Here is a 21,059-nt window from a genome sequence, read left to right on the forward strand (position 1 = left end):
GCGAGATGAGCGCTGCCCATGTCGTCAGATGGGATCAGTGAAGGTGATCGGCTTACCGACGGCTTGGGCGTAAGCGATCTCCCTGCGCGTCGACTCGCCGACATACCCGCCCGGGTTGACGATCAAGACCCGGTCGGCCAGGTCAATCTTGCGCAGGTGAAGGGCGTCCAAGACAGCCTTCTGCTCGGGGGTGGGCGACTCGTCCGCTTCGCTCGGGGCCACAACGATGACTCCGGCGACGGTCAAGTCGCGGTTCGCCGCCCGCATCTGGGCCATGAATCGCGCCGAGCCACAGATGCAGACGATTTCAGGGCGATCGGTCACGACTCGGCCTCATCTTGACGGGATACGGGCACGCGCGACCATAGCCCGATGTGCGCCCATCGTCCGCATTCATCTGCGGCATTCCGCGCGAAACTACTGGTTCGGGTGCACTCTCCCCGCGACCGGCCACACCACGGCCTGAATACGGTCAGTTCCCCTCATGCGGCTTGACAGGCCAGAGTTGTCCACATAATCGAGGCCGACCTCGCCCGGGCCCGCACCCGCGAGGGGCTCGCCGTCGCCAAGGCCAAGGGCCGCCTGCGGGGGAAGCCGCCCAAGCTCAAGCCCACGCAGGAAGCGCACCTGGTCAAGCTCTGGCGAGGTGGCGAGCACTCCACGCTTGAACTGGCCGAGCTGTTCTCCGTCAGCCGTGCGACGGTGTACCGCGCGATCCAGCGCGGAGGCGCTGGCACCCCTGACAAGACCACCTGAAGCCGAGAGGGCAGGTCGACGCCTACTCGTCGGGCGGACCTTTCGCCTCTCTCGAATAGGTGCTGTTACCACCAATAGGAACGAGTTCGATCAGATGAGAAGCCGGTCAGTGAGAGACTCCGGTGGTGGGTGGCGATGGCGACGTTGATCGGTTGTTGGCGAGCATTGACCGCAGGGTCGGTCAGGACCTTCCGGCGTGGCCAGGTGGCTGGCCAGGGCAGATCGAGGCCGCTCTATTCGACGCGGTGTTCTCGATGCAGGCTCGCTACGGTGGTTCGACGACGGGTGTGCGCGCGGTGGTGGCGCGGTGGCGTGATCACCGCGGCGGACAGGTCGACGATCTCGCCGAGCTTGCTGCAGCCGATCCTGAGGCTGTGGCCGACATTGTGCGCAACCGAGCGAAGGCGAGCCGACGACTGAAGGCGGCCATCGTCGTCGAAGCGGCCGGCGCCTTGGCGAATGCCGGCTTGATCCATGCAGCCGACTTCACGGGTCATCCTGACCAGCGCCGGGCGTACCTCTCTGTCCGCGGGAGTGGGCCTGTGACGTGGACGTACTTCGGGATGTTGCTCGGCGTGAGTGGAGTCAAGGCCGATACCTGGATCGTACGGTTCGTCCGAGACGCCGTCGGACGGTCGGTGACCCCGACCGAAGCGGAGGCGCTGGTGTCGGCAGCCGCCGCCGAGCTGAGCGTGCCCGACAGCCAGCTCGACCACGCGATCTGGCAGGCGGCGAGGTCATCAGCACGGCGGTCTCGTTGAGCTCTCTCGACCATCCGTCGGCGCTCTCTGGTCTGAGTTCCAGTCCGGATCTTCGGTTCGTCGTGCCGGGCTGGGCTGAGAACAGGTGGAGTGATCTGTTGGCCACTCTGATCGCCACCGACCCAACACCCATGGGGCGTGTGCTGGGCCTTCGCGTTGACGACGTCCGCCGCGAGGTGGCCGTTGCGGCGGCAGCCAGGAAGTCCGATCGCTTGGACTTGCTTCTGACCCGCGCGGGGGCTGCTGTGGCAGCTGTCGAGGTCAAGGTCTTGTCCGACCTCGGCGTCGACCAACTCACCCGGTACCAGGCAGCCTTCCCGAACCTCGAGGCGTACTTCGTGCTGCATCTCGCCTCGCTACCCGTGAACGTCCAGGACACGGACCCGTGGCGATCACTGGCCTGGGAGGATGCACTCGCTGCCTACGCGGCCAGCGACCACCTCTGGGTTAACGCCACCGCGCGGGCATGGCTGAACCAGCTCGGTGAGCTGGTCCCGCCCGTCGACGCCGACACCGTGTGGAACGACGTCCCAGACAAACCGGCCGACTTCGAACTCGCCCTCCGTGCGCGAGTGAGCTGGTTGACGGCACAGATGCATGCCTGGAGCACCCTCCCCCACGACAGCGCCCAGTCCTCAGGAGGTGGCAACTGGGCTGTGCGGATGTGGCACGAAACAACTTCGCCCGGTCACTTCGTCACGGCCGAGATGCAGGAGGGCATGACGGCCTACGAGTGGCGGTACGACCCAACCCGGCCCTACCGCGAGCGAGTCCGAGGCCCCGTTGTCTTGGTGGGCCTGCGGGAAGACGGACCCGACACCTCTGAGGGCTTCGACTGGCCTCTGCTGCATCGCATGTTCGTCCAGCACATCCTCGACGACACCGGACAACCCGCCGACGGACGTTCCTGGCGTACGACGTCAGCCAGACCGAGCGACTCCGTCGACAAGCAGAACTGGCTGGAAATGGTGGAGTCGGGTGCCCCGCGGTGGCTCGGGCAGGGGTGGGGCATGAAGGTTGCCCGCAGCACCCGCTCAAGCCTGTTCGGCGCGCGATTCGAGATCCCGGCGACGGCGACCCTCGGCATGATCGACACCGAGCTCCGGAAGACCCAGGTGCTCCTCCGTGCGATGGCGTCCACCCCCTGACGCAAGGACCGCTGCTTGTTCGACTATCGGGCTCGATTCCACAGTTCCACACTCGACATGGCAGCCAGCACCGTGCGTTCCAGTTGCCGAGCTTGCAGTCCCGTCTCAGTCGTGGCCCACCGCACGCGCAACTGGGCACGGTCCAACGCCGCAGTCGCCCAATCCCGGGTTCGCCACACAGTGCCGTCTTCCACCCGCGCCAGTCGCGCGCGCAGCCAGTCTGGGTCTGCCAAGGCGCGGTCCATCGCGGCCTCACCGAGACCGGACACCGCGGCCCGGCCCCGGCTGTAGACGGTGAGCCGCCCACGGATGCCCTGGCCGCGGCGCTCAGCAGCCATGCCGACGTAGACGACCTGAATGTCGTCTCGTGCCATGTACACGCCTGGCAGTCGCGGTGCGTTGGCAACCGCTTCGGCGAAGGGAAGCCAGGCGGTCCACTCTGCCAGCTTGTCGCTCAGATCTGGTTCCACTGCCTAACCATCGCACCGCGCGCCAGCCCTCCCGAAGGACGAGCATTCGCCATCCTCGAATAGGTGCCGTTACCAGCAATACGGCAGTGCAGATTGAGTTGGTGGAGCAGGGTGGCGGTGGCCGCGGTCGTCGGAGTTCCGACTCGCGGCGAGCTGTCGAGTCGCGATCGACACGGGGCCACGCGTTGGGGGCCGGCCGGCTCGTCACAGCAGCGACGCGACCCCATACGACGCCACCGATACCACGATCGCCACCGCTCCATAGATCAGTAGCCAGCGCTTGGGCTTGCGGCGCGCGATGATGGCGACCGCTGAGACCGGGAAACCGATCGTCACCGCGAGACACAGGGGAGTACCGAGCAGGAGTGTGCCGACCGTGGGCTGGACTGGAAGGATCTGCAGCATGCCCTTCACCCAATCAGGCGAGAAGATCCAAGCCACCTTGGTTGCGGGATCTTGATCGAAGTACATCAAATAGAAGGAGCAAGCTAGGAGGGCAAGACCGAGAGGAATCGCAATCTTGATCCCGAGAGCCGTGTCTGGCCAACTGGACCCCAGGACCTTGCGTTTGACGCGGGATCGGTAACCGACGTAGCCATAGCTTCGTGCGACCGGTGCCCATGCCTCGGGCGGGTCACCACCGGCCAAGCCGTAGAAACCGCCGGATCCGTGGAAGTTGGTGCCATCGCCCCACATCTGATCGCTGGTGCGGCCTGCTCGGCTACCGGATGCGTCGTAGAACGTCTGGCTATCTCCGAAGAAGTCCGTCGAGGAACGGCCAGCGTGCTGTCCGGAGGAGTCGAAGTAGGAGGTCCCGTCGCCCCAGAAGTCAGGACGAGAGCGACCGATGTACTGGCCGCCGTCGTCGTAGTAGCTGGTGCCTCCCCAGCTGTCGGGGTGGGACCGTCCGACGTACTTGCCGGACTCGTCGTAGAACCTGACGCCTTCGCCGAACATGTCCGGCTCGGACCGACCACCCATATCGACCACCCGTGAGATATCGCGAGGTGGGCCCTGTCCACCCGGGCCCAGCGTGACGTCAGCGTAGCGTCGGCGGCCCGGCGGCGCAGCGCTTTGGCGTGCGCGCAATGCTGACCGTCGCCGGATCTCCTATAGGCGGTTCGGCCGATGCGTCAGTCACTCCGCCGAGGGAGCATTCGCCCCTCTCGAATACGTGCTGTTACCAGCAATAGAAGTGCCGCGTGACGCTCTCTCGCCGGGCGATGCACGCGGGACGGTATCGGCACCTGGTCCGCTCGTATGCTGGCCGCCGCTCAGTCGTCCCTGTTGTCGGACCGCCAGCGGTCACTCGTACAGTTCGAACCGTGCAGCGTCACGATCGTCACAAAATGAAGGTTTGATGCCGGACCGATGGAACTACCTCGTCGCTGAGACCCAGTTCGCTACCGAGCTGGTAGTGGCGGGACTTCGCAAGCTTTCCACCGTGCCAGTCCAAGGCGACTGGCCCTGGCCAGTGAGCCACGACCAGACCTACCCGCTTCACCTTGGCATGCACTCCTACACGAGCGGGCTGGAACGGTTGTGCAAGCTCACGATCGCCTGCCACGGCTTCGTGGCTACGGGGACCTTCCCAGCGCTCAAGCCGTTTGGCCACAAAATTGGCGGATTGCTGGACGCGGTGCAGCACCTGGACCTCAGCACCCTCAGCAAGGCCTCGGAAATCCACCCGCCGCCGGTCGAACGCCCAAACGATGAACTAGATCCAACTCTTACCGAGGCTCTCGAACGGTTCGCGAGCGGTGCTGGTCGATACGAACATCTCGACGTCCTCTGGAACGATCAGACAGACGTCACCACGCTCGACACGTGGACCACGCTCTGTGGTCAGGTCACAACCTCGGAGCGAGTGCGGGATCTGCTTTCAATCCGTGAGGCCGTCATCTGCGCCATGCGAACTATCTCCACTGACCGCGACCTCGAGGCGTCAGCGTTCGCCATCCTTGAGCCCATCGATGCCCGAATGTACGCACCGTCCATCGGAGTTGCGCTCCACCTCTACCGGAAGGCAAGTTGGGTCGCCTCAACTCTCGACGTCCTGACGTACTACACGAGCCAAGAGCTACCGCTGCTCGGCGAGGCCGTGCGAGATCTTCGGTTGGCGGACGAGGCGTTCTTCCAGTACCTCATTGCACAGATTGAGGATGAACAAGTCACCCTTGAAGAACTTGAGCGGCACTTCAAGAGGTTCCCAGACGATGACGAGGATGAAGAAGACGATTAGGGTGCTCGCATAGGGGAGCCTCCCTACATTGACCAGCTAGGCCTCGATGCGCCCTGACGCCGCCGGGGATGTACCGAGGTCTTCTGACAGGGTCTGACGCAATCCAGACGCAGCTCGAGGTGTGTCCTCCCGCACCGCCTAGCCCGACCCGGTTGGTGCGCCAGATGCAGCCTGGTCGGTACCGTCAGGTGTCGACCCAGCCGGCGCAGTGGTATCAGCCTGTGTCGCGCCGTCAACGTGCCTTGTCCCCCCGAACATGGTTGTCACACGGATGATGTTGAGGACGGTAAGCCCGCCGAGCGCGACAGTGAGCCAGAAGAAGATCTCCCCCAGCGCTGCGAGCAGAGACGGCTGCGCGGTCTGCGCAGCTGCCGACTGCCGGAAGTAAACGAGGCACCCGACGACCCAGGCGGACGATGCCACAATGGCGACGCCGTAAAGCACGACCGCCTGGCCGCGCCGAAGCAGCCTGACGACGAAGCCCCCGTCGACCTTGCCGAAGTCGGTGACCGATTTTTCTGCCGCAGAGCCGATGGCCGGTGCCGCCGCATCGACGTCGACCTGGGCATAGGCGCGAATACGACTCTCCAGGTAGTCGATCGAAGTGCTTCGTACCTTCGCGAGATCCATCAGCTGGACCAGGTAGGCGACGAGGCCCACGGCGGGGAGAGGAACGACAGCGTAGACGAGTGGTGGCAGGGCGCCGGCGTTGACGAACCAGCCCGTCACGACGCCGATGTAGGCGAGCAAGATGCTGAAGATCATGAAGTCGAGACGCTGGGTGTCCTGACCTGCTGTCCGCTCGGCGGCATATAGCTGGGCGACAGCAGTCACCGTCGTGGGGAGGGGGTCTGGGCTCGTCATGGCGAAGATCGTTCCATAGCCGAACTGAGGGCGGAACGTGGTGAAGTCAGGTGAGGCCGGCGATGCGCTTGAGTGCGGTCGTCAGGTCGGGGTAGACCTCTGGTGCCGACGGGCGGCCAGCCCTGGGCCTCAGAATCGTCACGTTATCGCTCTTCTCGTGAGTGACGAGGTCCGGGGCGAGGCGCCCCTTGATGAGGAGCACGATCTTCGGCAGGTCGATGCTGAGGAGTTTGCCTCGGACCTTCTCGTCGAGGATGTGCTTGCCGGTGGGGTCCAGGGCGAAGCAGGTTCCCGCGACCCACCAGAGGAAGTCTGGGTAGAACGTGCTGGAGCCGCCAACCTTCATCGGTAGGGGGATGCCATAGCCCTCGCCGCGGACCGGGTTTCGCATCCAGGTGCCCTCGTTGAGCGCGTCCAACGTCTTCGCGAACTCGAACTCTTCGTCGTTGAAGGCAGCTCGACTGTAGGTCGGGTGGACCGCGTTGCCGAAGGACTCCATGTTGCTCTTGCTAGGGACGTGAGCCCGTGGTTGCCAGGTCTCCTCTCCGAGGATCTCGTTGGGGACGAGGTCGACGGTGGCTTCGAACTGGCGTACGACCCTGTCGGCCAGGGCGGCCAGCTGGCGTTGAGCGTTCGATCCTGCGCAGGCCCATTGCTCGAACGCCGGACCGGTGAAGGTGGTGGGCTCGATGAGGTGGGCGCAGTGCCTGCTGCCGATGACGATCCGTCGGCGGAGGTACTCGCCGTTGGGTCGCCGCATGCTCGCGGCGAGTTCCTTGTACCGGGTGACGTCGTCGTTGCCCCGCAGGGAGATCAGGCGTGTGGTGCGCGCACCGGGGGCCTCGAGGTCGACGTCGGCGTAGGTGCGTCGTGAGGTCATGCCTATCTCGGCGAGCTCGTCGTCGAGGGAGGCGTCGCCCAGCTGGTACTCCGGGAGCGTTAGCTTGCCTACTAGGGCGGGCTTGACCGCGATGGGGTCTAGTGGCTCCTTGCGGGTGCGGAGCCTGATCGCGGGGCTGGACCCGCCGTTCTCGTCGTCGACGGCGTACAAGGAGAGCTCGCGTTTCAGCCCCTCCACGATGGACTCAAACTGAGTGTTGGCGACGCGCACGAAGAGGGTCGCGGTGTTCAGGTCGTCGTCCTCGAAGTGGCCGGCACCGGGTTGCCGAAGTGCTCGCCCGATGACTTGGGAGATCCGGACGAACGAGTTCGACTCGTCGTCGAAGTACTCGATGTAGGCCTCGGGGTCGTCCCACCCTTCCTGCAGAGCGCGGTTGCAGATGATGTGGCGGTGGTGGGGCTGCAGCTGAGCCAGCGAGCTCACTCGCACGGCGTCGTCGGGCAGCACCTTTGTCTGGGTGTAGACCGCGATTTCCTCAGCGGGCACACCATGGGCGCGCAGGAACTGCCAGATCGCCTCGGGCCGCGAGACCACCTCGCCCTTGGCAGCCGAGGGATTGGATCGCTCGACGACGTAGAGCGCCTTGGGGTTCACGTCGAGCTGCTCGGCCTCGGCCTTGCTGACCAGCTGACGGTGCAGCGCCACGGTCTCGGCGAGGAGGGTGTCGGCGTCGGAGTCGAAGTTCTCCACCGAGATCGTGTGCTTGAGGAGCTGGGCCTCGACGACGTCGCGGGTCTGTACCCGGACGTTGGCCTTCTCCGCGACGTCGGCGAGCAGCTCGTCCTTGCGCACCACGTCGGCGAACTGCTCGAAGCGGCCCTCGGGTGGGGTGGCGGAGGCCATGAGGAACCCCACCGGGTTGAGGCCGATGAGCTGGTCGAGCTGGGCTGGGGTCTGGTTGTGGCTCTCGTCGTAGACGACGTAGAGGGGTCGTTGGAGTGTGGTGCGCAGCTGCTCCCAGGGAGACAGGTCGCCTCCCCAGTCCTGTTGTGGCCGGTGCATGTTGAGGCGTGCGTCGGCCCTGCCGCCGGCCTCGGCGGCGTCGGCTTCGTTCCACGACCCCACCGTGGTCACCCAGATGGTGAGGCCGTGTTTGTTCTCGATGAGCTGCTCCCACTCGCTCTTGCTGGGCCGCTCACGCAGGACGACGGTGTCGCGGGGGAGGAGATGGCGGTACTTGCCGAGCAGGTTGCGGGCGGTCTGATCCACGACGGCGCTGGACTTAGATGTCCATAGGACCAGGCCGTGCTTGAGGTCGCCGACCACAGTGGACAGGATCGGAGTCTTGCCGGCGCCCGTGACCGCCTTGAGGTGGCCCACGAACGGAATCGGGGTCCTGCCGAGGGTGGGGGGCCCGTGCTCGGCGCAGATCTGCACCCATTCCTCGATCGCCTCGGAGAGCTGGCTCGCGGCCTGCTCCTGGAAGTCGAAGAGTCGGATCGTGGTGCTCATGCCTCTACCGCCTCGAGGAGTTCCTCTTCCTCGATGTGGAGCTGGGCCAAGATCTCGTCGGGGATCTGGCAGAAGACGAACGACTTGGTCTCGCTGCGCCGACACGTCGTGCCGTAGATCCGCACCGGGGTCTTGAGGCCGAGGCTTTTCGCCTCAGTGATGGCGGCGTTGATGATGTCGATGTTGACCTCGCTGTCCACCGGGCCGAGCCAGTGCAGCGCGATCGCCTCGCCGCGCTGGTTGCTGCCGATGATGAACTTGCTCCCTGTGACCGCACGAATGCCCGATCGTGCGCCTGACCTGTCGGTCTGGCAGATCACGGCGGCGATCTTCTCCCGTTCCAGGCTGAGGATCGCCTTGCGGTCCAGCTGCGCGCCGGTGCGCATGAAGGTGAAGCCCGTGGCGAGAGAGTCCATCTCGATGGCACGTTTCAAGCGCTCAGCCACCAGGGTCCGAGCGTATTGGTCCTCGCCGTTCCCCTCCTCGATAAGAGCGAACCGGCGGTTACCGCCGTCTTTCCTGTTCAACTGGAGGATGGCGTCCCCAGTGGTACCGCTGCCGGCGAAGGCGTCCAGGACCAGGGCGTCCTTGCCGCCCGCAGCTCCGACCAGCAGCTCGATCAGCTCCATCGGCTTGGGAAACCGGAAGCCCTCAAAATCGGACCCGAACAGAGCCTTCAGCCGGTAGGCCCCGGCACGTGCGTCGATGTCGATGACGCTGCGCAGCGAGCCCCGATAGTCGACCAGGTGGTCCTTCATCTGGACGATCTGACTGAGCTTGTCGGGGAAGACAACGCGGCTTTCGTCGATGTGACGCTGCATGGTCTCGGGCGGGAACCGGTAGCCGTTCAGCGGCATCGCGTAGGCGGTCTTGGCTGACGCCTCGACGACGCCCCGCTTGCTCACGCCGTACCGGTAGCCGCCCGGCTTGGGGTTGTGGACGCGTCGGGCGCTTTGGTACGGGCCCTTCTCGTCGAGCAGGTTGTAGGCCTTAAGGCGCCCCAGGGACTCCTCATTGGCCCGCAGCAGCGCGCGCCACCTGGTGGCGCGGGCGGCCAGGTCGGGGGTCTCCTTGCTCAGCTCGTCGTACTGCTCGAGCAGGGCCTCCTTCACCTCGTCCTCTGGAGTGCGCCAGCGCTGCGGGACCTTCTTGATGTTCTTGGCGTAGCAGACGACGTACTCGTGCTCGATGACGATGCGCGAGGGGTTGTTGTCCGAGGAGCCCTTCCACGCGATCACTCCGATGCGGTTGGTCTCGTCGAAGATCTCGTCGGCCAGCATCATCAGCCGGCCCAGCTCGACGTCGTTGATGGAGATGAAGATGACACCGCTGTCGGCCATCAGGTTCCAGATCGCGACCAGCCGTGGCGCCATGTAGTTGAGCCACTTGGTGTGCTTCTCACCGTCCTCGTTGCTGACGTACTCGGCGTCGTCGGGGTCGGCGTCGGGGTCGTGGAACCGGGCGTCGCTGTAGCGGAAATCGTTGCCGCCGCGGTTGTACGGGGGGTCGATGTAGACCACGTCAAAGCTGTCGCTGTACTGCGAGCGCAGCGAGAGCATGACCTGCAGGTTGTCGCCCTCTATCACCATGTTCCCCGATGCGGGACCGTGCGACAGTTCCGGCACGGACTCGAGGACGCGGGGCGCCGGGACCCGGCTGCGGTAGGAGCGCCGGCCGTGCCAGTGCATGTGCAGCCCACTCTCAGGGCGGACCGGCTCGGGCTGGAGAGTCATGCCCAGAACCCTAGTTGTGTCTCAGGTGCGGCAATGACTGCCGCTGGAGTAGCGAGCCACAGACGCAGTTCGATGAAGATCGCTGCCCGATCGCCGCCCGTGGGCGCCCGTAGTCACCCGCAACCGGCACCGGAGAGCCTGGATGACTTTCGCGATGAAGGGTCGCCCCGCGAAACCGCCAGCGCCCGGCTCCGAAAATATCGGCGAGATCAGGCTATCTCGCTGAGATCGTGTAATGTCACTGACATGTCTGCAACTGACCAGAGTGATATAGCCGAGACCAACCCATACGCCACCCCGCGGGTGCTGTCGTTCAATGTCAGTTTCCACGTCCAGCCGGGCCTGGCGTCCAACATCCGCATGAAGCGGGTTGAGGCGGCGATCGCCGGTTTCGAGGGACTGGTGAAGGGTGCGGCAGCAAGCCTCTTTCCGTGGGCGAATCGCGTGCAGATCGATACGACGTATGACTACCGCTGGCTGAGCGAACGCGGCGAGCTCACGCCCCTCCCGCCAACCGCTGAGAACGGCGGCTGAACCCGTCATGCATCCCTCGATGTCTTGAGGTGGGCGACGTCTGAGGTTCCTCTGCCGTGACCGAAGCGTGTTGGCAGTCTGGGGGAAGGGGTGCTTCGTGAAACCGCAGACTCTTTATGGTGAGCACCACAGTTTCTCCTCCAGGAGTGTGGGATGGCTCGACGTCGACGCGGTCACGATCATCAGCCGACCCTGGAGGACTGGTGGTCTGAGCCGGAGGAGGTCCGGGATGAACAGGTACGGCACCCAGGCGATGCAGATGTGGCAGCAACTCGCCCCGGCAGCACTGGCCGCGATCGAGGACCCCAACCGTCACTTTTCGACGTTGGGGGAGGAAGCGGAGGGCCAGGTGGTGGATCTGACGATCCAGCTGACGGGACCGGAGGTCCCAGGGGAGACCTACTTCCAGAAGGTCGGCCGGATCGAGAACGCGAAGCTTCGCGCGGAGGAGATCGTCAGGGAGGAACTGCTGATTCCGCCGTTGGAGATCCGAGAGGACGAAGCGGAGTCGGAGGACCTGGGCCTGGATCCGGGTCGGGACGACCTGACGGAGGTGTGGGAGATCCTGCACGGCGTGACGTACTGGACGACCGACCACGCGAGCCCACCGACGAACGAACCCAGGTAGAACCTCCCACCCGCTTCCAACCGTCATCGCAGGACGACCTGGCACCGTCCGGGCCGCGGGCACGCTTCCAGGCGAATGTGGCCGCGATCCGCGTCTTGCGCACGCTGCAGGACGAGTCCAGGGCCGCGACCGCTGAGGAACAACGCACCCTCGCCCGCTGGGGCTCGTGGGGCGCCACAGGGCTGGCGCAGGTCCTGGACGAGTCCCGGACCGAGTTTGCCGGCGACCGAGCCACCCTTCGAGGGTTGCTCAACGACGACGAGTACGCCGCGGCACGGCGTACGACGATCAACGCGCACTACACCGACCTCGGCGTGGTCACAGAGGTGTGGGGCAGTCTGGAACGGCTGGGATTCACTGGCGGGCAGGTCCTGGAGCCTGGATGCGGCTCTGGGGTGTTCATCGGCCGTGCGCCGGCGGCGGCGCAGATGACCGGCGTCGAGCTGGACCCGGTCACCGCGGGGATCGCGGCAGCGCTCTACCCGCAGGCCCAGGTCCGTGCGGAGTCGTTCGCCCAGACCCGCCTTGCCGACAGCAGCTTCGACACCGTGGTGGGCAACGTCCCGTTCGCCGACGTCGTGCTGCACGACCCGCTCCACAACGCCGGCCGGCTGCCCATGCACAACCACTTCATCGTCAAGAGCCTCGCCCTGACCCGTCCAGGCGGGCTCGTCGCCGTCCTGACCAGCCGCTACACGATGGATGCGCAGAACCCGTCGGGACGCCGCGCGATCCACGAGCTAGGTGACCTGGTCGGCGCCGTCAGGCTCCCCACGGGTGCCCACCGTCGTTCCGCCGGCACCGAGGCGGTCACTGATCTGCTGATCCTGCGTCGACGCGAACCCGACCGGACCCCCGGACCGTTCGACGTGTGGGGTTCAACCTCGCCCGTCGTCCTGCCGACGCCTGAGTCGAGCCTGGAAGCCGGCGCGGCCGCGGACGGCGAGCCGGTGCGGCTCAACACCTGGTGGCAGACCCATCCGGAGATGGTGCTGGGCCAGATGCTCGGCGAGGTCGGCCTGCACGGTGTCTTCGGCGTCAGCGTCATCGTCGACGACGTCTCGGCCACCCCGCGTCTCCTGCGGGACGCACTGATCGACATCGAGGCCTCCGCCAGCGCCGCCGGCCTGCGGTGGACCGAGCGGACCGCCGACCAGCAACAAGCCATCGAGGAACGGGCGGGACTGATGCCCGCCCTGGACCATGAACGCGAAGGCCACATCGCCGCCCACGACGACGGCTCGTTCACCGTGGTGGAAGCCGGCGTGCACGTCCCACTCCAGGTCCCTCAGACCGGGGCCACGGAGATGCGCGCGCTGCTGACGATGCGGGACCAAGCCAGAGTGCTGCTGGACACCGAGGCGCGTTCCCTGACCGACGACCCGACGATGGATCAGACCAGGGCCGAGCTGCGCGGCCTGTGGCAGGACTACGTGGCCCGCTACGGGCCGATCAACCGGTTCACGCTTCGCAACACCGGCCGCGCCGCGGCCGACGGTGACCCGATCCAGGCCCGGATCGTGCCGACTCCGGTGCGCAAGTTGCTGCAGGACCCCTACGGGCCGCTGGTGACGGCGCTGGAGTCGTTCGACGAGGCCACCCAGACCGCTGAACCGGCCGGAATCCTGGTCGCCCGGCAGATCGAGCCGCGCCGGCCGATCCTGGGGGCCGACTCCGCCCTGGATGCGCTCAACATCGTGTTGGACCAGCAGCACGAGGTCGACCTGCAGCAGATCGCGGATCTCACCGGCCAGAGCGTCCAGGAAGCCCGAGCCGAGCTTGGGCCAGCCATCTGGGAAGTTCCTCCCACCATCGACCAGGCCGTCCACGAGGCCGACGGAGACAATGAGGCCGAGCCGGAGTGGGTGACGGCGGCGGCGTACCTGTCGGGCGACGTCCGAGAGAAGCTTCGCCTTGCCCGGGTGGCCGCGCTCGAGGACCCCGACCGGTGGCGAGGCCACGTGGAGGCCCTAGAAGCCGTCCTGCCCACGGAACTCGGCCCCGAACAGATCCAGCCGCGGCTGGGAGCCTCGTGGATCACTGATGCCGACCACCAGCAGTTCCTGCGGGACCTGATCGGCAACCGGTGGGCCACCGTCAGCCGCGTCGGCTCGACCTGGTCGGTCAAGGACGCCGACTACGGGTTGGCCGCCCACAGCGACTGGGGCATCCCCGAGATGCCGGCCGGGCGACTGTTGCAGCGAATCGTGCAGCAGCAGCCGATCATCGTGACTGACACCATCGACGACCGTCAGGTCATCAACCCGGTCAAGACCGAGGCCGCGCAGGACAAAGCCCGCCTGATGCAGGAACGGTTCGCCACGTGGGTGTGGGAGGACCCGCAGCGAGCCAACCGGCTCTGCGAGGAGTACAACCGGCTGTTCAACTCGGTGGTGCTGAGGGACTACACCAGTGAGGGCGAGCGGCTGACCCTGCCCGGGCTGACGAAGAACTTCACCCCCCGACCGCATCAGCGTGCCGCGGTCGCCCGCATGATCAACGAACCCTCGGTCGGACTGTTCCACGCGGTCGGCGCCGGCAAGACCGCGGAGATGGTGATGGGCTGCACCGAGCTTCGCCGGCTCGGACTGGTCCGCAAACCCGTCGTGGTCGTGCCCAACCACATGCTGGAGCAGGTCACCCGCGAGTGGCTGCAGCTGTACCCGCGGGCCATGTTGCTGGCCGCCAGCGGCCAAGACATCGGCAGCACCCCGGAGTCTCGTCGCCGGTTCGTGGCCAGGGCCGCCACCAGCGACTGGGACGCGGTCATCATGACCCACTCCTCCTTCGGCAAGATCGCGATGAGCCCCGCCGAGCAAGCGCGGTACCAGCAGCGCCAACTTGAGCAGACCCGACGCGAGCTGGACGCGGCCCGGGAACGCGCTGACGGCGGCCGCGCCCAGGAACGCAGCATCAAGCAGGCCGAGAAGATCCTGCTGGCCCGGGAGGAGAAGCTGCGGGAGAAGCTGAACATGGCGCACGACCCGGGCATCACCTTCGAGGCCACCGGGATCGACTACGTCGTGGTCGACGAGATGCACCTGTTCAAGAACCTCACGACGGTGTCCAACATCCGCGACGCCGCCATCGTCCCCGGCAGCGACCGCGCCCTGGACCTCCACATGAAGGTGGAGTACCTCCGCGGCCAGCACGGCGACCGGGTGATGACCGGCGCGACAGCCACCCCGATCTCAAACAGCATGTCGGAAATGCACGTCGTGATGCGCTATCTCGCGCCGGAGCAGCTGGAGCGGGCCGGCATCGACACCTTCGACCGCTGGGCATCCACGTTCGGGGAGGTCGTCACCACGTTGGAGGTCCCACCGTCGGGTGGGACCAGGTTCGTCCCGAAGGATCGGTTCGCGAAGTTCGTCAACGTGCCCGAGCTGGTGACGATGATGCACCAGTTCGCCGACATCAAGACCGCCGAGGATCTTGGTCTTCCGACACCGACGTTGGCGGCCCGGCCCGATGGCCGGCGCGCCCCGACCATCATCAGCGTCGAGCCGTCGGCCGAGCTGGATGCGTTCATGGCCGACCTGGCGTACCGCACTGATCGGGTGAAGTCACGCGCGGTCAGCCCGACCGAGGACAACAATCTCAAGATCGCGACCGACGGGCGGAAGGCGTCGATCGACGTCCGGGTCGCGGATCCCACTGTGGTCCCTACGGGGCCGACGAAGGTCAGCGCCGCCGCCGACCTGATAGCCGGCGTGTGGGACCGGACTAAGGACAACCGCTACCTCGACGTGACCACAGGTCAGGAACACCCCAACCCCGGTGCCCTGCAGATCGTGTTCTGCGACTTCTCCACCCCCGGGGAGGGGTGGAACATCTACGAGACGTTGCGGGACGGCCTGTACGCGCGCGGGCTACCGCTGGGCTCAGTCCGGTTCATCCACGACGCCAAGAACGACCGGGAAAAGGCCAGGCTGTTCGCGCAGTGCCGCATCGGCGGCGTCGCCGTCTTGATCGGGTCGACCGCCAAGATGGGCGTCGGCACGAACATCCAAGCCCGGGCGGTCCACCTGGTCGATCTGGACCCGCCCTGGCGGCCGGCCGACATCGAGCAGCGCCATGGCCGCATCCTGCGCCAGGGCAACCAGAACGACGAGGTCCTGATCAGTCAGATCGTCACGGCAGGAAGCTTCGACACGTTCATGTGGCAGACGTTGGAGCGGAAGGCCAAGTTCATCGGACAGGTGATGAGCGGCCGCGCCGACGTCCGAGAAGTCGAGGGCAACCTGGGCGAGGTCCAGATGAGCTACAACGAGCTGAAGGCGGTCAGCTCCCGCAACCCGCTGCTGCTCGATCTGTCCGCCGCCGAGCAGGAACTTCAGCGCTTCCGTCGCCTGGAGACCGCCCATCACAACAACCACCGCCGGCTCAAGGTCGCCGTCCGCGACGCCGAGCACCAACTGACCACCATCCGCGCCGGACTGCCTGCGTTGACCGCGGCCGCGGCCCGCAGCGTTGACACCCGAGGTGATGCGTTCTCGATGACGATCAGCGGCCAGACCTACAGGAAGCGTCCCGACGCGGCCGCCGCCCTGGAGACGTGGCGTCGCTCAGCCCAGGTCCAGTACGGCCAACAGGCCGACTATGGCCCCGTGGTGGTCGTCGGAGGGCAACCCATCCGGGTCACCACCGACGGCGAGTCCTTGTCCTGGACCGTCGCTGACGCCCCCACGATCCGCAGCCACGACAGCATCCGCGATGTCAGCCACGGTCTCGACCTCGGGACCATCACCCGACTCGAGAACCTGGCACGCCGCGTCCCGCTCGCCGTGGCCAGCGAGCACCAACGGATCGACGAACTCGAGCGGCGCATCAGTCACGCCGAGGCCAGCCTGGCGGCGCCCTTCACCCACACCGACGACCTCGGCTCAGCTGAACGCCGCTACGCCGCACTGAGCGAGCAGATGAAGGCAGCGAGCCAACAAGACACCGTCGTGGACAGTCAGGCAGACCAGGCGCCTCAGCGGTTGACCAGTCAGCCACCGGTCGACCAGCAGCTGGCCCAGACCATGGCTCTCGTCCGAGCCGGCTTCGGACGCCCAGCAACCGCAGCCAGCACCACCAGACCCAGTATCCAGACCCTCAGGAAGTCACGGACCAACGGACCCGACAAGAACGATCCTGACCGCGGCCGGTAGAGCACTCGACGTCCACTCAGAACCGCTGGATCGCCGGCTCTGACTCGACCTGGGCAACGCTCAGGGACAGGCCGTCGGCGCGAAGGTCGAGTGTGTACTCACACGGGCTGGTCGGGCTGCTGATGGTGAGCCTGCCGTAGCCGGCGTCCCCTTCCTCGAGCGGGAGGGCCGGCTGACCGACGATGGTCAAGTCGGGATGGTAGCGGTGCAGTCGGTCGACCAGGGCGTCGACGTTGGGCTGGTTCCAGATGGCCATGACAGGCTCCTCGGCTGGCCGATGCGGCGAGGTTTGGAGGTGCCCACAGGCCCTCCTTTCCCTCCTGATAACTGCCGCGTCTCTGGTCTGGGTGGACGGGTCCAGAGGACCGTGGAATACCGGACTGAGCGAAGCGAGGGAGGATATGCCGCGAAAGCCTCTGGAGGCGGCCACCCAGAGTGGAGATGATTCGGGATCAGGGGGGAGAGGAACCCGCACCCGCCCTCGAGTCTCAGCTTCCGGCGGACTCCGCGGCGACAGCCGCAGTGTTGTTCTGCCGCCGCCGCTGCGTGACGCGACGGGACTTGGCCGGCTGGTCGAAGCCGATCTTGCGGAGTTCGTCAGTTGACCAGCCGGCTTTGGTGGCGGCGTTGTAGAGGCGGATGTCGTCGCGCTCTGCTGCACCGATCTGCTCGGCGTTCTGACGCTCCAGGTCGGCCAGCTTGCGGGCAGCTTCCTCCTTCACATCGGCGAGTGTCTGGCGACCCTCAGCGAGTTCTCGGATCGCGGCGATCTTTGCGTCTTGGGCGCGCATCGCGCGCTCGACTGCCTGGTCAACGGTGAGCTGGTCTGCCATAGAGGCAGCCTACGAGAGTAGGAGCCCACCGGCGAGGCAGGCGCGGCACCTTCGGCTCTGTGATCGTGGCTGCGCCACGGGACCCGCTGCTGACGCAAGAGGGTCGGACTTGGAAGCCCGCTAGGAGCAAGCTATACAGTTACGTACCGTAACTGGCTTCCATGCTCGACGGGACGTCGATCCTGGGGCACACTGGTCGTGTGGTCCCGCGCCTTCGGCGGGGTCGCTGCGCTGGGCATGGAGGTGCGGAATGAGCGAGACGACGGCGGTCGCCAGTCAGACGTCTCGGCCTCGTGCCCGTGCGCTCACACGTCGTCGGCGGGAGAACGCGCCGGGCGGCCGTCGGCACCGTCACTCGGTGCTGGTGACGCCGGAGGAAGAAGGCGTGCTGGTCCGCCTGGCCGCGGAGCAGGGTGTGACCGTGCCGCGCCTGCTGGTGGAGGCGGCGACCGCCGAGCCGGCGGGTGAGACCGCATCAGATCGGCGCGAGCTGTTGACGGAGTTGTTCGGTGTGCACCGCGCTCTTGGTGCGGTTGGGAACAACCTGAACCAGCTGACGCGGGCGGCGAACGCGACCGGTGACCTGGCGGTCGAGTTGGAGCACACGTTGGCGGCGGTGCGGCGTCAGCTGGTGCGGCTGGACGACACGTTGGACGGGTTGGCGCCGTGATGGTCTGGGTGAGCTGGGCATGATGCCGAACGTTGTGCGGGGCGATCGGATGGCCGGGTTGATGGTGTACCTGGCCGGCCCGGGTCGTCACAACGAGCACGACGAGCCGCACCTGGTGGCCGGCGATGACGCGCTGATGACGTGGTACCGCGACGTCGAGCTGGACCGCGGTGCGGCGTTGGCGATCGCCCGTCACCTGGACCGGCCGCGGAAGGTGTTCGGGACCGAGGTCACGACTGGTGTCTACGAGAAGAAGCAGACCGGCCGCGACGCCGATGGGAACCCGACGTACGGGCGGGTGCGGACCGGGACGAAGCCGGCGCACGTGTGGCACTGCTCGCTGTCGCTGCGCGCCGACGAGGGCCAGCTGAGCGATGAGCAGTGGGGCCAGATCACGACCGACTTCGTGCGGGCGATGGAGTTCGACGACAACCAGGGGACGAAGGCGCCGTGTCGCTGGGTTGCGGTCCGCCACGGCCTGTCGGGCGACGGCAACGACCACGTGCACCTGGCGGTCAGCCTGGTACGTGATGACGGCACCAAGGCCTCGACGCACAAGGACTTCTACCGCGCGCAGCAGGTCGCCCGGGCGCTCGAGGTCGTGCACGGGCTGGAGCGGTTGGAGTCCAGCGTCGCCGGCGCGCCAGGCGCGACCCGCGGGTTCACCCCGGCCGAGCAGCGCAAGGCCGAAGAGCGCGCCGCCTGGGTCGCCCGGACGACCATCGAGAAGCGCGACGGTGCCGGCGCCTGGGACCAGCTGACCCCGGACCAGCGACGGGCAGAGGTCGCCCGCCGGTGGCGGCTCAACCTCCCCCGTGAGGTCCTGGCCCGCAAGGTCCGCGGCTGCGCGACCGCGGCCGCGGACGAGGCAGAGTTCGTCCGCCGGCTCCGCAAGACCGGGCTGCTGGTCCGGCCCCGGTTCGCCGAAGGAACCGAGGACGTCATCGCCGGCTACTCGGTGGCCGAGCGACCGACGTCGCGGGCTGAGCGTCCCGTCTGGTACGGCGGCAACCGACTCGCTCGCGACCTCGGTCTGACCCGGCTGCGTGAGCACACCGGCTGGCCCGACGACCCGATGACAGCGTCGGCGGCGGCGGCCGAGTGGAATGCTGCCTACCGGAACCGGCGGATCGCGTCGCCGGGCCGAGAGAACGTAGAGCCGGCCCCGGAGGCGACCGCCCGGTTCGCGCAACAGCTGGCGTCGGTGTCGCAGGAACTACGGCGGATACCGCTGCAGGATCACGCTGCCTGGGCACGGACGGCGCGAGAGCTGTCCGGGGTGCTGGCGGCCTGGTCGGTGAGTACCGAAGCCACGCCCGGTCCTCTGGCTCACGCCTCGCACATGCTGGCCCGGTCGGCGCAGACGTACCGCCGGCAGGAGCCCATGCCGGGACGGGCACGGCGAGCGTTGGCCGGCACAGCTCTGCTGGTCTCCGCCGGGGCGAAACTCGGCCGCGGTCCGATCGGGCAGGCCGCGATGATGCGCGAACTGATGATGCTCACCGCAGCGATCGCGGCCGTGGCCATCGAGGCCAGGCGGAGCCAGCAGGCGGCCCAGCTCCGCGTGGTCGCGGAGACGAATCTGGCTCGGGTCCACGCGCGGATCGAGGCCGGCGAAGCGGCCCGCCTGGCTCCACAACCGGCGGCCACAGCGACGATGACGGGTGAAGGCGCGACGACGACGCTGCCCCAGGACGGCCGGACACGGCCTGCTGAACCGCCGCTCGACCCCGAGCTGCAGGCGATGATCGAACGTCTGCGGGCCGGGCAGTCGGCAGCAACCGACGCCACCCGGACACCCGTACCTGCCCCGCTCGAGAAGGCACCCGACCGCACGACCAGCCCCCACAAAGCCGACCGCGGCATGGGCCGCTAACCACCACACGACGAGGAGCCCGGCCATGGCAGAAGAATCAGACGGCATCGAGGAAGCGCTGGAAAGTACCATGCGGCTGTCGGCCACCGCGGCTGCGCGTCTCGGCACAGAGATCGCCCGCGCCCACGAGGACCGCCTCCGGGAACAGCGGCGCCTCGACGTGCGAGAAACTGAACGCCTAGCGCGGCGGTACGAAGTCGAGAGCCAGGCAGAGCTGGGCGATCTCGGCCGGATCCGCCGCACGGACTCGCGCGAGCGTGCCGATGCGGCGAGGACACCCAGCGAGATCACCCAAGCCGAGGAGTGGATCAAGAGCACCGACCGGGAGGCCTGGGATCGGTACCAGAGAGACCTCATGGGCTGCGACAGCGCCGAAGCAAGAGCGGTTGAATACAGACACCTCATTCACTCCTGGCGTCAGACTCAGGGCCCTGACACAGAAGCCTTAGCGGATGAGAACCGACGGCTCTCCCAGGAACAGACTGAGGCGGCCGCGATGCTCGCGGCGGCCGCACGGGAGGATCGACAAGCCGATGCAGCGCGTGAAGACGAGCGCAACGCAGAGGCTGAGCGCCTGTACGACAGCGCCGACCGTCGCGCGGCTGACGCCGCAGCGATGACAGCCACCGGCATCGACCCCCAGGTCGCCGAAAGTCGGATGCACGCCGACACCGCGGCGGGGGTACCCGCCACCGCGGCCACCACCGGTGGGCGGCGCGGGCGAGCCCCGAAGGCTCGGACGACACGCGGCCGCGGTTCACAGGCCCAACGTGCTGGCGTGGAGCGCTGAGTTCTAGCAGGAGCCGTCGTACGCGCTAACGGACCTGCACCGCCCGGCTGCAACGCTCGCCTCGCCATGGCTCAATGATCGACCCGCCCCGCCGGCGACTCACTGGGCGGGTCAGCGGCTTGTTTAGACAGACTGGAGACAGAGGTCGGTTTCGCACAGGATTTGCTTGGCCCGTGTCCGAACCGAGACACGACTACGTGGCGTAGCGAGGCTGATGCAGGGTTGTCTTCTACGGCACAATTAAG

General features: G+C 66.8%; 18 protein-coding genes. 10 read left to right on the forward strand and 8 right to left on the reverse strand.

All coding sequences use genetic code 11. The features are described 5' to 3' along the window. Positions 1-24: 24 nt before the first annotated feature. Complete coding sequence (locus ABD714_RS13490; protein ID WP_344812897.1) at positions 25-324, reverse strand: hypothetical protein; 300 nt, start codon at positions 322-324, stop codon at positions 25-27. Between the two features lie 258 nt (positions 325-582). Between ABD714_RS13490 and ABD714_RS13495 the strand changes: the two genes are divergently transcribed. The 3 genes from ABD714_RS13495 (at position 583) to ABD714_RS13505 (ending at position 2,665) form a co-directional block, all read left to right on the forward strand. Continuing rightward, entirely contained in the window at positions 583-756 is a 174-nt protein-coding gene (locus ABD714_RS13495) for a helix-turn-helix domain-containing protein (protein ID WP_344812922.1), read from the forward strand. Positions 757-881: 125 nt separating this feature from the next. Continuing rightward, the gene (locus ABD714_RS13500) at positions 882-1,517 is read left to right on the forward strand and encodes a hypothetical protein (RefSeq protein WP_344812898.1); all 636 of its coding nucleotides are present in this window, start codon (positions 882-884) and stop codon (positions 1,515-1,517) included. Further along, positions 1,514-2,665 (forward strand): hypothetical protein, encoded by a 1,152-nt coding sequence (locus tag ABD714_RS13505; RefSeq protein ID WP_344812899.1) that lies wholly within the window; start codon positions 1,514-1,516, stop codon positions 2,663-2,665. The genes ABD714_RS13500 and ABD714_RS13505 overlap by 4 nt, the downstream gene beginning before the upstream one ends. 23 nt (positions 2,666-2,688) lie before the next feature. Here ABD714_RS13505 and ABD714_RS13510 read toward each other — a convergent pair whose 3' ends face one another. Both ABD714_RS13510 and ABD714_RS13515 read right to left on the reverse strand, forming a co-directional pair. Then, a complete protein-coding gene (locus ABD714_RS13510; RefSeq protein ID WP_344812900.1) occupies positions 2,689-3,135 on the reverse strand; it encodes a hypothetical protein in 447 nt (148 codons plus the stop codon). Positions 3,136-3,339: 204 nt separating this feature from the next. Further along, positions 3,340-4,116, reverse strand: a complete 777-nt coding sequence (locus ABD714_RS13515; protein ID WP_344812901.1) for a hypothetical protein — start codon at positions 4,114-4,116, stop codon at positions 3,340-3,342. Positions 4,117-4,495: 379 nt separating this feature from the next. Between ABD714_RS13515 and ABD714_RS13520 the strand changes: the two genes are divergently transcribed. Next, positions 4,496-5,377: a hypothetical protein gene (locus ABD714_RS13520; RefSeq protein WP_344812902.1), complete on the forward strand. Its 882-nt coding sequence runs from the start codon at positions 4,496-4,498 to the stop codon at positions 5,375-5,377. A 138-nt stretch (positions 5,378-5,515) separates the two neighbouring features. Here the strand turns inward: ABD714_RS13520 and ABD714_RS13525 are convergent, their stop codons facing one another. From ABD714_RS13525 to ABD714_RS13535, 3 genes are read right to left on the reverse strand one after another with little or no spacing between them, the layout of a single operon-like run. Continuing rightward, positions 5,516-6,241, reverse strand: coding sequence for a hypothetical protein (locus ABD714_RS13525; protein ID WP_344812903.1), 726 nt, complete (start codon positions 6,239-6,241; stop codon positions 5,516-5,518). Positions 6,242-6,287: 46 nt separating this feature from the next. Further along, positions 6,288-8,594, reverse strand: a complete 2,307-nt coding sequence (locus ABD714_RS13530; protein WP_344812905.1) for a DEAD/DEAH box helicase — start codon at positions 8,592-8,594, stop codon at positions 6,288-6,290. After that, positions 8,591-10,327: a site-specific DNA-methyltransferase gene (locus ABD714_RS13535; RefSeq protein ID WP_344812907.1), complete on the reverse strand. Its 1,737-nt coding sequence runs from the start codon at positions 10,325-10,327 to the stop codon at positions 8,591-8,593. The genes ABD714_RS13530 and ABD714_RS13535 overlap by 4 nt, the downstream gene beginning before the upstream one ends. 246 nt (positions 10,328-10,573) lie before the next feature. Here ABD714_RS13535 and ABD714_RS13540 point away from each other — a divergent pair, with 246 nt between their 5' ends. The 3 genes from ABD714_RS13540 (at position 10,574) to ABD714_RS13550 (ending at position 16,645) form a co-directional block, all read left to right on the forward strand. After that, positions 10,574-10,861, forward strand: a complete 288-nt coding sequence (locus ABD714_RS13540) for a hypothetical protein (RefSeq protein WP_344812908.1) — start codon at positions 10,574-10,576, stop codon at positions 10,859-10,861. 67 nt (positions 10,862-10,928) lie between these two features. After that, the gene (locus ABD714_RS13545) at positions 10,929-11,489 is read left to right on the forward strand and encodes a hypothetical protein (RefSeq protein ID WP_344812909.1); all 561 of its coding nucleotides are present in this window, start codon (positions 10,929-10,931) and stop codon (positions 11,487-11,489) included. A 95-nt stretch (positions 11,490-11,584) separates the two neighbouring features. Then, on the forward strand, positions 11,585-16,645 hold the full coding sequence (locus ABD714_RS13550; RefSeq protein WP_344812910.1) for a DEAD/DEAH box helicase family protein: 5,061 nt from the start codon (positions 11,585-11,587) through the stop codon (positions 16,643-16,645). Between the two features lie 16 nt (positions 16,646-16,661). On the opposite strand, the gene ABD714_RS13555 is transcribed toward ABD714_RS13550, so the two are convergent. After that, positions 16,662-16,901 carry a hypothetical protein gene (locus tag ABD714_RS13555; RefSeq protein WP_344812911.1) on the reverse strand — a complete coding sequence of 80 codons (240 nt, stop codon included), beginning with the start codon at positions 16,899-16,901 and terminating at the stop codon, positions 16,662-16,664. A 232-nt stretch (positions 16,902-17,133) separates the two neighbouring features. After that, on the reverse strand, positions 17,134-17,478 hold the full coding sequence (locus ABD714_RS13560) for a hypothetical protein (protein WP_344812912.1): 345 nt from the start codon (positions 17,476-17,478) through the stop codon (positions 17,134-17,136). A gap of 250 nt (positions 17,479-17,728) precedes the next feature. Between ABD714_RS13560 and mobC the strand changes: the two genes are divergently transcribed. Genes mobC through ABD714_RS13575 form a run of 3 tightly spaced genes read left to right on the forward strand, consistent with a single transcriptional unit; the run spans position 17,729 to position 20,814 of the window. Further along, the gene (mobC, locus tag ABD714_RS13565) at positions 17,729-18,148 is read left to right on the forward strand and encodes a plasmid mobilization relaxosome protein MobC (protein WP_486348153.1); all 420 of its coding nucleotides are present in this window, start codon (positions 17,729-17,731) and stop codon (positions 18,146-18,148) included. A 49-nt stretch (positions 18,149-18,197) separates the two neighbouring features. After that, on the forward strand, positions 18,198-20,024 hold the full coding sequence (locus ABD714_RS13570; protein WP_344812914.1) for a relaxase/mobilization nuclease domain-containing protein: 1,827 nt from the start codon (positions 18,198-18,200) through the stop codon (positions 20,022-20,024). A gap of 25 nt (positions 20,025-20,049) precedes the next feature. After that, the gene (locus ABD714_RS13575; RefSeq protein ID WP_344812915.1) at positions 20,050-20,814 is read left to right on the forward strand and encodes a hypothetical protein; all 765 of its coding nucleotides are present in this window, start codon (positions 20,050-20,052) and stop codon (positions 20,812-20,814) included. Positions 20,815-21,059: the final 245 nt, after the last annotated feature.

Source organism: Microlunatus aurantiacus (assembly GCF_039536605.1).
In the GTDB taxonomy this organism is placed as follows: domain Bacteria; phylum Actinomycetota; class Actinomycetes; order Propionibacteriales; family Propionibacteriaceae; genus Microlunatus; species Microlunatus aurantiacus.